The following is a 12,405-nucleotide window of genomic DNA, read 5'->3' as shown; positions in this document are numbered from 1 at the left end:
TTGTAGCACACCAAGACCCGGTTTGTCAATCCCTTTTCTTCTGTTTACAGCAATTCATAAAATATTTCTCTCTCCGGCAGGGATTCCGGTCAAAACCGCGGGGAGGGGGGCTGCCCCTCCCCCGCGTGTTCCTTATGTAGCCGCTTTCCGGAGCAGAGCCGATTGGATCCGATGGTCTTCCACTTTTTCCACCTGGATATCCAGTCCGTTGACCTGAACCGCCGGCCGGCTGCCGTCCTCTGGAATGGTACGCAGGCAGCTGAGTACCATTCCACCCACCGTGTCATAGTCCAGGTCGCCGGACAACTCGATCCCCAGAGTTTCGGCCAGTTCCCCCACGCTCAACGCGCCGCTGGCTCTCCACAGGCCTTCGCCTATCTGTTCCAGTTCCGGCGGCTCCGCAGGGTCGTACTCATCATAAATATTGCCCACGATCTCCTCCAGCAGGTCTTCCACCGTGATAACACCTGCCAAACTTCCATATTCATCCATCACCACAGCCAGATGTATCTTCTTTCGCTGCATATCCCGCAGCAGGTCGCCGGCGGACAGGCTGTCTGGTACCAGGTAGGCCGGGCGCATCAGCTCCCGCACCGTATGGCCGCCCCGGCCCGTCCAGTCCAGCAGGAAGTCCCGGGCATAGAGCACACCCACCACATCGTCGTCGTCCTCTCCACATACAGGAAAGCGGGACAGCCCACTGCTTTGAATTACATCCAGCACCTCCTCCCGATCCGCGTCTTCCCACAGGGTAATTACATCTGCTGCCCGGGTCATCACATCGCCCACAGCCTGCTCAGAAAAGTCAAATACATTATGTAGCAGTTCCTTTTCCTCCGCGTCAATAGCGCCATTTTCATTCCCCAGGTCGATCATCATGCGGATCTCATCCTCGGTGACCTGCTCCTCCTCCACCTCCACGGGCACCCCAATAAGCCGCAGCACCCCATTGGTGGAACAGGAGAGCAGAAAGATCACAGGCCGGGCCAGCACTTCTATGGCGGATACCACTCGACAGGAAAAGCGAGCCATCTCCATAGGCTTCTGCATGGCGATCCGCTTAGGTACCAGCTCTCCGAATACCAGTGTAAAGTAGGATAGGATCAAGGTAATGAAAATCACAGACAGGGTATCCACCACCGATATGGGCAACATCGTGATACCCAGATCCTCGCAGAACCAACGCACCAAGTACTCCGAGAAGCTGTCGGCGGCAAAGGCCGAGGCCAGAAAGCCAGCCAAGGTGATCCCGATTTGAATGGTGGACAAAAATCCGGCTGGCTCCTCCACCATCTTTAGCAGCCTGGGGGCCAGCTTGTCCCCCTCCTCCTCCAACTTACGCAGCTTATTGGCGTTTAGAGAGATCACGGCAATCTCTGTCGCCGCAAAAAAGGCATTTATCACGATCAGTACCACCTGGAGCAGCAGTTGGAGCGCTATGGTCATCAAATCAGTTCCTCCTTTGATTTCTTTCGCCTGTGCTGACATATGCAAAAGGCATGGCCCGCTCCGCGCAAAGCGAAACAGGCTATGCCTTTTTTCATCTGTTATCGATTTGTAAGTGACAGGGACCGTCTCGGTCAGGATCCATAAGAATCGAGGGGCTCCTTTTTACACAGGCTTCCGGCGCCGCTGTGGCACCGGCCAACATTATCATATCCAAAGGCGGCTCTCACGTCAAGGCATTCCCCGCAACCTTAACGCTTTATTGACAGGCGCTCCGTTCGTTCAGCGCAGAGCCGTGTCACAGAAGGCGCAGCAATCCACCCCACCGTTCTTTTTCACCAGAGGCGGCAGATACGGTTGCGTCTGGGTGATGCACCTGGGGTTGGAGCACACCGGCTTGGTCCCGATCTCCACCGCCTCCGTCCGTTCCAGCCGGGGCTGGTTCGCCAGGTCGGACAACAGGGCCATCCGTGCAAACATCCCGTACCGGGCCTGCTGAAAATAGGCCGCCCTGGAATCGTCATCCACATCCACAGTGATCTCATCCACCCTGGGCAGGGGGTGCATGACCAGCATCTTCTCCTTGGCCCGGTCCAGCTTCCGCCGCGTGAGAATATAGATCCCTTTGTTCCGCTCATATTCCAGGGGATCTACAAACCGCTCGCGCTGGATCCGGGTCATATACAGCACATCCAGTTGTGGAATGACCGCCTCCAGCCCCGTGACTTCCGTAAATTTCATCTCATTTTCCAGCATGAAAGCCCGCACATAGTCGGGGACAGCCAGCTCGCGGGGCGAGATCAGGAAAAAGCGGATATGTTCAAATTTGGCCATGGCCTTGATGAGGGAGTGGACCGTGCGCCCATTCTTCAAGTCGCCGCACAGTCCGATAGCCAGTCCATCCACGCCGCCCAGCAGCTTGGTCATGGTCGTCAGGTCAGCCATGGTCTGAGTGGGATGCATATGGCCGCCGTCCCCGGCGTTGACCACCGGAACATGGGAGTAGAGGGAGGCCGCCTTGGCCGCCCCCTCCCAAGGTGTACGCATGACAATAACGTCGGCGTAGCTGGACACCATTTTAATGGTATCCTTTAGCGTCTCTCCCTTGGCCACAGAGGAGGAATTGGGGTCCGCGAACCCAAATACCGTCCCACCCAGCCGAAGCATGGCGGTCTGGAAGGAAAAGTTAGTTCGGGTAGAGGGTTCGTAAAACAAATTGGCCGCCACCTTGCCCCGACATACATCAATGAACTTCTCCGGGGCGTCTATGATCTGACTGGCCCTGGCATATAGCTGATCCCACTCCTGGCGGGACAGGTCGCCAAAATCGATCAGGTGCCGCATCGTCCCTCACTCCTCATCTTTTTTCTTCCAGCTATCCTACCACAAACCACCCCGCTCCGCAAGGTGGCAGAACAACTTTTCCTATTTTTTAACTCAGGAGCACACCAATAAATCACAAAAATTTCCCCGCATGAAAATCATCCATTTCCACACCCTAACAAATGTGAATGGAGGGTCTCATTTGGTCTGGTTTTGGTATTTTTTGATATACAGCTTTTTTGGCTTTTTGTTAGAGGTGTCCTATGCCCGGATCACCGGGGGATATCCGGAACGCAAATGTCTGTTGGTGCTGCCTCTATGCCCCGTCTATGGGTTGGGTGCCTGCGCCATTTTGCTATTGGCTCCAGTCAAAGGCTTTCCTCCGGCCGTCTTTCTGTTGGGCGGACTAGCGGCCACAGCGGTAGAATATGGGGTCAGTCTCTTTTATGAAAAAGCCCTTAAGGTTTCCTTCTGGGACTACCGAGGATTGCCAGGCAGCATCCACGGCAGGATATGTATGCCCTTTTCTCTGGCTTGGGGTGTTCTAGCTCTGCCTCTGATCTACTGGGTTCATCCGGCTCTAGCACCATTGGTTCAGGCCATCCCAGGGCCGGTCAGCCTGTCCGCCGTGACAGCGGTGGGGGTGGACTCCTTGATTTCTCTGGCACTGTTGGCTCAAACCCATGACCGATCCTGTCTGGAGTGGCGCCGATCCTGATACCGGGGAAGGTACTACTGTTTGTTGCCTCCAGCAGATACAGAAAAAACAACCAGTCCAAATGGACTGGCTGTTTTACTATCCCGCAGGCAGTCATATACTTTCCAAATCGATAGCTTGATACTAGTTCATACTAAAAATGTATGCCTTAGGTGCGCCCAACATCACAGCAAAAATACTACTTTAATATGATGCTTTTTTGCCAAAGGTCTGTATATCGAATACCTACATTGTGACTGGGGAAGTGAGGTCTTGCCCCTTTTCTTACAGGAGGTACATGTACATTGTACACTCTTCCAGTCACTCTACCACATGACCTGTCTGATATAGCAATAAAACAACTATACCCAGACGGAAATGGATTCTGTATACTATCTTGTTCTAAAGTACTGGCGCTGGTAGTAATGGATTGTCAAGGTCACCCACAACAGCAGGAATTGGACCAAATATAAACTATGGTATGCGAAATCATTTTTTATAGTACTTAGCTCTCATTTTTTCCACGTAGTTGGGCCTTTTTCTGAGCTTTAATATCTAAATAGCGATAGTAAATTTGACTGTATTCTGTATCAAAAAAATTAGCAATAATACCAATGTGTTGAACCATGGCTTGGTAAGCAGTATCACTATCTCCAACAATAATAGCATCTACTACAGTACAGTGCTCCTGGAACGACTGTTCTGATCGTCCAGGAAGGGAAGTAATAGCCATATGATACGGGGAGGTTATCATATAGATGCGCATCACAAAATCAGTCAAAAAACGATTGCCAGCAATCTCCATAATCTGCGTATGCAACTTACTACTTAGAGATGAATAAAGAGTGACATCCTCCCCTTCAAGAGCTCTTTGCATTTGAGCTACAGTATTTTTCAGCAACATGATATCCTCAGAACTCCGCTTTTGTGCAGCCATGCTGGCCGTGAGTCCCTCATTGATCTTCCTGATATGGAGCAATTCCCTCAGTTCATCAAAACTCAACTGATGAACGGTAGCGCCGCGGTTCGTTTCATGCGCTACCAAACCGGCCGTAGCTAGACGTTCAATCGCTAATCTGGCCGGTGTACGGCTTACACCAAATTGCGCAGCAATTTGCGATTCCACCAGTCGATATCCCGGTGGTAAATCTCCCCGTATTATCTGTTGCTGTAGCTCAACAAAAATTTTTTCTACTTCACTAGCTTTTTGCCCAACGGACATGAAGAGATACTCCTATCATCTGATGTTTTTATTATAGAGGAAAAGTTAAAATTGCAATTATTATCCCATATTATACCACAGACTCGTTCGAATAACAATCATTAGAGCTTACAAGCGAAATCATATATACTGCACAAAATTATCCCACAAAAAATGTATATTAAGTCTATATTAAATAAAACCCTTGACACACAATACATATAATGATATTTTATAATTAAAAATTGCATTCTATTATTTAAATAATAGCATGCAATCCATGGACAAACTTGTTAGAGGAGGAAATCTTATGAATCAAGCTTTTTTAGTTCGGCCCAATAAACTTTTTACTCCAGGGCCTGTCAATATTCCAAACCGTGTTGCACTCGCATCTATCAGTGCTTGCTACCATCACCGCACCAAAGTATTTTCTGACATTTTAACGGAAACCTTGGAACTTATGAAGCCTCTTTTTGGAACCGTGCGGCCAGTCTATCCAATACATACTACTGGTCGGGGGGCCATGGAAGGCGTGGTCAACAATATCCTTACCCCTAATGACAAAGCTATCGCTATATGTAACGGCAGCTTCGGTACAATGGCTGCTACAATGATGGATCGCAATGGTATCCCCAATGTCCGCTGCTATGAAAGCTGGACTGATACTGTGAATCTAGAATACCTCGAAAAACTGATTCAAGATGAGAAGGCTACTGCCATCACAGTGGTACATAACGATACCTCCAATGGCTTGGTCAACCCGATCTGGGAAATCGGAAAACTGGCCCGAAAATATGACCTTATGCTTATCGTGGACTTTGTCAGTGCTGCCGGCTGCACCCCTTTTAAATTTGATGAATGGGGGGTAGACGCTGTGGTTACAGCCTCCCAGAAAGGCCTGATGTCCCCCGCGGGTATGAGTTTCTGCGTCTTAAGCGAAAAAGCTGAGAATGCCTGTGCTACCATAGAATCCCGTGACTTCTATATTGACTTCAAAAGCATCAAAAAGAGCATTGAGAAAAACGGTCAGACTCCTGGTTCGACTCCTGTTAGCTTAGTATTAGCGGTCCATGAAGCCGTTAAGATAATCCATGAGGAAGGGGTAGAGAATGTTTTTGCCCGCCACCATGACTTAGCCTGCCGCACTCGAGCGGCTCTTCAGGCCATGGGTTTCAAGCTGTTCCCTGAAACCTGTAACTTCCGTAGTGATTCCTTAACTGTCGCCACGCCCCCCGAAGGTGTTGATATCGCCAAGCTTACATCTTACATGCAGAGCGAGTACCATCTGCAGATTGGTAAAGGTCTGGGGGATTATGCCAACCAAACTATCCGCATCGCACACATGGGCTATTGTTATATTGAGGATATGATTCAGTGCATTGCTGCTTTAGAGAGTGCAATGGCAACTCTAGGCTGGAATCAGACTGTCGGCAAAGGTCTACAAGCCTTCCTAGCTTACAGTGACAAGTAGTAGGAGGTACGTCATGCTGGAATTAAAAGATGTCCAGGATGCCTATAAACGTATTCGCCCTTATATAATCCACACTCCTCTGCTTCGCGCCCCCACGTTAGATGAGTTTATTGGTTGTAAAGTCTACTTAAAGCCTGAGATGTTCCAGCTTACCGGCTCTTTCAAGGTCCGGGGTGCTACCAGCCGCATGACTCTCCTTACAGAGGACGAGAGACGGAATGGTGTGGTCACCGCCTCCTCGGGCAACCATGCTAAGGCCGTAGCTTACGCAGCCAGGAAGATGGGCATAAAAGCCACCATAGTTCTGCCCGAGGGTCCCAATCCAGCCAAGTTGGCCGGTATCCAGAAACTGGGGGCGGAGATACGATTCAAAGGAACTCAGACCGGTGAGCGTGTAGCCCTCGCTCGGCAACTAGTTGAGGAAAAGGGCTATACACTCATCCACTCTCATGCCGATTTCTACGTCCTGGCTGGTCAGGGCACTATTGCGCTGGAGGTACTGGAGGATGAGCCGGATATAGATGTCATTGTCTCTCCTGTAGGTGGTGGTGGACTGATTTCTGGCGTCTCTATCGCTGCCAAGGAACTAAAACCTTCTATCCGAGTATTTGGCGTTGAGCCAGCAAGTGCCCCCCGTTATGCAAAAAGCCTAGCAGAGGGCAAAGCTCTCACCATTGAGACTCAGTACACCATTGCTGATGGCACCCGTTGCAACCACGCTGACGCCGGGAACCTCGAAATCATCCGCAAACGGGTGGACGGACTGTTCAATGCTAGTGAAGACCGCATTCTTGCGGCCATGGCCTTATGTATAACGGAAGCAAAACTGGTGGCGGAGCCTTCTTCTGTGATGGGATTGGCAGCTGCTATGGACGGACAATTATCCGTTAATTCTACTGATAAAGTTTGTTTTATCCTCACTGGCGGCAACAATGACCTGTCTCTGCTAGATTGTGTTATCCACCGCTGAGCAAAGGAGTCTAAATTTATGGGAAAGACCATTGCTGAAAAGATTTTTTCTATAAAGTCAAAATCGGATGCAAAGGCCGGCGATGTAATCATGGCTCAGGTCGATGCAGCCATGTCCAACGATGCCTCTGGCCCTCTGACGATTGAAATTTTTCACGACATGGACGCCACTCAGGTTCCCTATCCAGAACGCATTGCTTTTATTTTAGATCACTATGTCCCCTGCCCAGATAGCAAAGTAGCAGAGTTACAGCAGACTGTCTTCGACTTTTCTACACAATATGGTATTTCTATATTCCAAGCTGGTGAGGGCATTGCTCACCAGGTCTTTGATGAACAAGGCTATGTTCAGCCTGGTCGTCTCATCGTGGGCGGCGACTCCCATAGCACCACCTATGGTTACCTGAACTGCCTTGGCATCGGAATCGGTTCGTCTGATATGGCTATGGTATTTCAAAGCGGCGAATTATGGTTTAAGGTACCTGAAACGATCAAGATTGATTTCATTGGCAGACCAAATCCGGGAATCGGCGGGAAGGAAGTAGCTCTGTGGCTTATCCGGATGTTAGGTGTTAACGGTGGCAACTATAAAGCTGTGGAATATGGGGGTGAAGGTCTTGTCCACTTGTCCATGAATGATAGGCGCACTATCTGCAACATGATGGCAGAGTGTTGTGCAAAGTGTAGTGTGATGCCTTTTGACGCAGTAGCAATGGCTTACTGCTGTGAGAGGGGACTGCCTTCTAATGGCGCAGTTGCCTCTGATTCAGATGCAGTCTACTGTGCGCACTACACTGTGGATCTTTCCAAAATTCAACATATCATCGCCTGTCCACACGGGGTGTCCAACTGCAAAAAGCTGTCCGAGCTAGAGGGCCTAAAAGTGGACATGGTATTGTTGGGCACATGTACAAACGGTCGGCTGGAGGACTTCCGTACTATTTATGAACTGCTTAAACAGACCCCAGGTCGAAAGTTCCAGACAGAAACTTTGGTTATACCCGCCTCCCGTAATATATATATGGCTATGCTGGAAGAAGGAATTGCCACTGAACTACTGTCGCGGGGTGCTATGATTTTGACGCCTAGCTGTGGCCCCTGTTGCGGCAGCAGCCCCGGTGTTCCCAGAAATGGTTTTACTGTTTTATCTACTGCTAACCGGAACTTCTTGGGCCGCATGGGCAACACCGAAGCCAACATCTATTTGGGTTCTCCCTTAGTGGCAGCCGCTTCAGCCCTCACAGGAAAATTTACTGATCCAAAGGAGTTGATGCATCATGGTACAGTTTGAGGGCCCAGCTTTTTGCTTTGGGGACGACATCAACACCGATTATATTATTTCCTCCCGTCGAAAACGCGACACTTTGGATGTAAATATTTTAAAGCAGTATATCATGGAGGATATCCGTCCTGGGTTTTTCCATGAATTAAACGGCACTACAATTCTGGTAGCGGGGGAAAATTTTGGTTGCGGTTCTGCTATGGAAGTGGCTACTCAAGTAGTCAAGGGCAATAATATACCTGTCATATTAGCTAAGTCCTTTGCAAGGAGCTATTATCGTAACGCTATCAACAACGGTATACTTATTGTGGAAATGGACACCAGTAGTATCCGTGAAAAGGATCTGCTCCGCATAACCATGGACGATAATGGTATTCTGGTAGAGGATTTAAGTAATAAACTGTCTGTCCGGTGTCCCGGCTTACGTAAAGAGCTTGAGAATATTATCCTAAGCGGAGGGCTTATCAAGTTTGTCAAACTACAACGTGGCCAAAAGGAAGGGTGTTGATTGTGGAAGAAAAACAGAAAAAAATCAGTCGGCAAAGTTTGCGTAAAGCCTTAGATGGGCCTTCTCAAAAGTTTGCTTTAGCCACAGGTATCATGTGGATGCTCTTTCAAATCCTGATCGCTGCACAAATCATCTACATGGTTCCTCACAAAGTCCGCATTGTACATCTGGGCTTTGCACTAATCATGATTTTCCTGTTAACTCCGTTTTTCCGTCAAAGCAGACGTGATCATATTGGAATCATGGACGCTCTCCTTGTCATCTTCACAGCAACAGTGTTTATTGGAATGTTCCTTCGTTATGATGCACTCATCAAAATGGGCGGGCGCTGTGCCGACGTTGATGTAGTTCTGGGTATACTTACCATGATCCTGATGTATGAGGGTGCCCGCCGGGTAGTCAGCCCCGGTCTGTCTATTTTATCCCTTATCGTTCTTGCCTATGCATTTTTTGGCCAGTACCTTACCGGCATTCTGTCAACCAGTGGTTATACGCTGAAGCGAATCATTAACCATCTTGTGCTTGGAGGCGAAGGCATCTTTGGTTTTGCTCTAGGTGTTTCTGCCGAAACTATTGTGATTTTTGTCATTTTTGGCTCACTACTTCAGGAGGTAGGTATCTCCGACTATTTCTACGACCTCGCCAATGCAATTGCCGGCAATGCCAGAGGCGGTCCAGCAAAAGTGGCTGTTATTTCCAGTTCCTTAATGGGTATGGTCAGTGGCGAAACTTCTGCTAATGTAGCTACCACCGGAGCCTTCACTATTCCTCTGATGAAGCGCGTAGGATATGACGCTAACTTTGCCGGCGCTGTGGAGTGTGCCGCCTCTGCCGGTGGACAGATTCTCCCTCCAGTTATGGGGGCAACCGCCTTCATGCTGGCTGACACACTGGGAATCCCCTATATCAAATTAGCCGTAGCTGCAATTCTACCAGCCCTTCTGTATTATGTCAGCGTGTTTTGCACTGTTCACTTCCGAGCGGTTCGTCTGGGCCTGGGCAGTAGTGGGGAAGCAAAGCAGAATTGGGGAAATTTACTGAAACGTTCCTATCTCCTTCTACCCATGGTTGGTATCGTTGTTCTGTTGGTTATGAATTATACACCTACTTTTTCTGCGTTTTGGGGCGGCATTGTCACTGCATTGGTGCTATCCATGTTGCGCAAGGAAACCAGACTGAATTTGGACAAGATCGTACGTATTATGTACAATTCTGCCAAAACTGCCATGACTCTAGGGACTGCCACCGCAGTAGTAGGTATCGTGGTAGGCACATTTTCTCTTACCGGTATCACCATGACCATCGCCCGCATTATTTTCCAGGTCACAGGGGGCGTCAAACTTCTGACGCTCGTGATGACTATGCTGGTCGCTATGATTTTGGGTATGGGATTGCCCACTTCTGCAGCCTATGTCCTGGCTAGTATAAGCGCCGCTCCGGCTTTGACTTTAGTAGGTATCAGCGACTTGTATGCACATTTGTTTGTTTTCTATTACGGCTGCATGTCCACCATCACTCCTCCTGTAGCCACTGGTGCTTATACCGCCGCCGGACTGTCTGGAGGTAACCCCAACAAAATTGGCTTCTTATCTATGCGACTAGCTGTAGCTGGATTCATAGTACCGTTCATCTTTATTTATTCCCCGGAATTACTACTTACAGGGGATATCGATATTATGGCTACAGTTTTCAGTTTCTTTGTTACAGGTCTTGGACTGCTGTTCCTGTGTGCCGCTGTTGAGGGTGCGCTTATAAAGCCTGTGGCCCCATATGTACGTGTTGCTTTTGCCATTATTGCGCTGCTACTCATCTGGCCTGATGTGCTGGTTTCCTTGATTGGCTTAGTGGTATCAGCAATAGTTGTTGTGGTCTCTATTTTGAGGAAAAAGGAATTAGTGTCCCCAAAAAATTAATATAAATGGAGGAAATAAACATGAAAAAGCTACTCTCATTATGCCTGGCTGTTGCAATGTCTTTAAGCTTATCTGCCTGCGGCAATCCCACTACTCCCCCATCTGGATCCCAAGGTAATTCCTCTGTCGGCAGCCAAACTTCGCAACCAGATCCCAGCGGAAAGACCCTTAGTCTGGGAACTGCAAGTCTTGGCGGCAATTTCTTTACTATGGGTGCCGCTGCTGCCTCTGTAATCATGGATGCTACAGGCCTGTCTGTCACCGCACAGGCAACTGGCGGAAGTGTGTATAATGTAGGCGCTGTCAATGATGGCGAGCTGGATCTGGGTATGTCCCAAGCCAGCGCCGTGGCCTCCGGAATCAACGGCACTGACAGTTACGAAGGCATGGCCACAGAGGATATCCGAACCCTGTTCAACTTCAATGCTACCCCCGTTCATATCTTGGTCAAAAAGTCTCTGGGAGCCTCTAATGTGACTGATCTGGCTGGTGCCAAATTTGAATGCTTGGCTCCTGGTGACGGTGTCGAGCTGGCCACAATGAAGCTACTGCCTATGTTAGGCCTTTCTCTGGACGATGTGACTTTGGAATATAGCGGCAGTCGTGTGCAAGCCTCTTCCCGTCTGAAAACTGGTCAGGTAGATGCCATTCTGGACGCTACCGGTTTAGGCGCATCTTGGATTGCCGACATCTATGGTGATGGTTCTGACTGGACTCTGCTGAGCTTGTCTCCCGATCAAATCAACACTGTCGTACAGGGAGCTCCTGAGTATTCCCAGATGACAATTCCTGCTGAAACTTACTCTGGTCAAAGCGAAGACGCTGTCACGGTTGGGCTTTGGACAACTGTATACTGTAATGCCAGCATGGATGAGGATACTGCTTACAGCATCGTGAAGTCCATTATGGAAGGTAAGGAAGAACTGGTAAAGGCCCACAGTTTCTTTAGTGACTTGTCGCCCGAAAACATATCTGATGCCTGTATTGCGCCCCTTCATCCCGGTGCAGAAAAGTACTATAAAGAGGCCGGAGTGTTGTAAATCGGCTCTTACCTGTGGGAGCGAATTATAAGACGATTCGCTCCCGCACAATTTATTGACAACGAGGTACCGCTATGGATATTTTAGCAAGATGCAAAAAGTTAGGCATTGAGATTCCGACCGCTAGGCAACCCGGCGGCACCTTCTCCCCTGTGGTAAAGGTCGGAGAATTGGTTTTTACTTCTGGTCAGACGGCCAAAATAGAAGGTAAGTTACTTTATATTGGAAAAGTGGGCAGTGATCTCACCCTAGAGGAAGGGCAGGAAGCCGCAAAGATCTGCGTACGAAATTGTTTGGCACTCATTAACGACTTCGGCGGTGGTTTAGACAACGTAAAGCGTATTGTGCGTTTGACGGGCTATGTAAACAGCGCACATGGTTTTACCAAACAGGGAGCAGTGATAGAAGCAGCCTCACATCTGCTGTATCAGATATTTGGTGAATTAGGGCTACATGCTAGGACATCCTTCGGTGTGACTGAACTGCCTGGAGATTCTGCATGTGAGATCGAACTGATTGCTCAAGTCGCAATATAGATCGTTTCTATTGAGAGGA

General features: G+C 49.0%; 11 protein-coding genes. 8 read left to right on the top strand and 3 right to left on the bottom strand.

Annotation, left to right across the window (positions count from 1 at the left end):
• Window positions 1–132: 132 nt before the first annotated feature.
• Window positions 133–1,446, bottom strand: a complete 1,314-nt coding sequence (locus OCV64_RS04670) for a hemolysin family protein (protein WP_262669498.1) — start codon at window positions 1,444–1,446, stop codon at window positions 133–135.
• A 282-nt stretch (window positions 1,447–1,728) separates the two neighbouring features.
• Window positions 1,729–2,790, bottom strand: a complete 1,062-nt coding sequence (gene pyrB / locus OCV64_RS04665) for an aspartate carbamoyltransferase (RefSeq protein WP_186852253.1) — start codon at window positions 2,788–2,790, stop codon at window positions 1,729–1,731.
• A gap of 181 nt (window positions 2,791–2,971) precedes the next feature.
• Here pyrB and OCV64_RS04660 point away from each other — a divergent pair, with 181 nt between their 5' ends.
• A complete protein-coding gene (locus OCV64_RS04660; protein WP_262669442.1) occupies window positions 2,972–3,487 on the top strand; it encodes a putative ABC transporter permease in 516 nt (171 codons plus the stop codon).
• A 484-nt stretch (window positions 3,488–3,971) separates the two neighbouring features.
• On the opposite strand, the gene OCV64_RS04655 is transcribed toward OCV64_RS04660, so the two are convergent.
• A complete protein-coding gene (locus OCV64_RS04655; protein ID WP_186852254.1) occupies window positions 3,972–4,688 on the bottom strand; it encodes a GntR family transcriptional regulator in 717 nt (238 codons plus the stop codon).
• 289 nt (window positions 4,689–4,977) lie between these two features.
• On the opposite strand from OCV64_RS04655, the gene OCV64_RS04650 reads away from it, so the two are divergent.
• The 7 genes from OCV64_RS04650 (at window position 4,978) to OCV64_RS04620 (ending at window position 12,386) form a co-directional block, all read left to right on the top strand.
• Complete coding sequence (locus OCV64_RS04650; protein WP_262669441.1) at window positions 4,978–6,138, top strand: pyridoxal-phosphate-dependent aminotransferase family protein; 1,161 nt, start codon at window positions 4,978–4,980, stop codon at window positions 6,136–6,138.
• 13 nt (window positions 6,139–6,151) lie between these two features.
• On the top strand, window positions 6,152–7,108 hold the full coding sequence (locus tag OCV64_RS04645; RefSeq protein WP_262669440.1) for a threonine ammonia-lyase: 957 nt from the start codon (window positions 6,152–6,154) through the stop codon (window positions 7,106–7,108).
• Between the two features lie 18 nt (window positions 7,109–7,126).
• Entirely contained in the window at window positions 7,127–8,398 is a 1,272-nt protein-coding gene (locus OCV64_RS04640; RefSeq protein ID WP_262669439.1) for an aconitase/3-isopropylmalate dehydratase large subunit family protein, read from the top strand.
• Window positions 8,385–8,897, top strand: a complete 513-nt coding sequence (locus OCV64_RS04635; protein ID WP_262669438.1) for a LeuD/DmdB family oxidoreductase small subunit — start codon at window positions 8,385–8,387, stop codon at window positions 8,895–8,897. Before OCV64_RS04640 ends, OCV64_RS04635 begins: the two co-directional genes overlap by 14 nt.
• A 2-nt stretch (window positions 8,898–8,899) precedes the next feature.
• Window positions 8,900–10,810 (top strand): TRAP transporter permease, encoded by a 1,911-nt coding sequence (locus tag OCV64_RS04630; RefSeq protein ID WP_262669437.1) that lies wholly within the window; start codon window positions 8,900–8,902, stop codon window positions 10,808–10,810.
• A 20-nt stretch (window positions 10,811–10,830) separates the two neighbouring features.
• On the top strand, window positions 10,831–11,850 hold the full coding sequence (locus OCV64_RS04625; RefSeq protein WP_262669436.1) for a TAXI family TRAP transporter solute-binding subunit: 1,020 nt from the start codon (window positions 10,831–10,833) through the stop codon (window positions 11,848–11,850).
• 74 nt (window positions 11,851–11,924) lie between these two features.
• Complete coding sequence (locus OCV64_RS04620; protein WP_186852261.1) at window positions 11,925–12,386, top strand: RidA family protein; 462 nt, start codon at window positions 11,925–11,927, stop codon at window positions 12,384–12,386.
• Window positions 12,387–12,405: the final 19 nt, after the last annotated feature.

This window comes from Muriventricola aceti (assembly GCF_025567565.1).
In the GTDB taxonomy this organism is placed as follows: domain Bacteria; phylum Bacillota; class Clostridia; order Oscillospirales; family Oscillospiraceae; genus Lawsonibacter; species Lawsonibacter aceti.
This window is presented reverse-complemented; position numbering and strand designations above follow the sequence as displayed.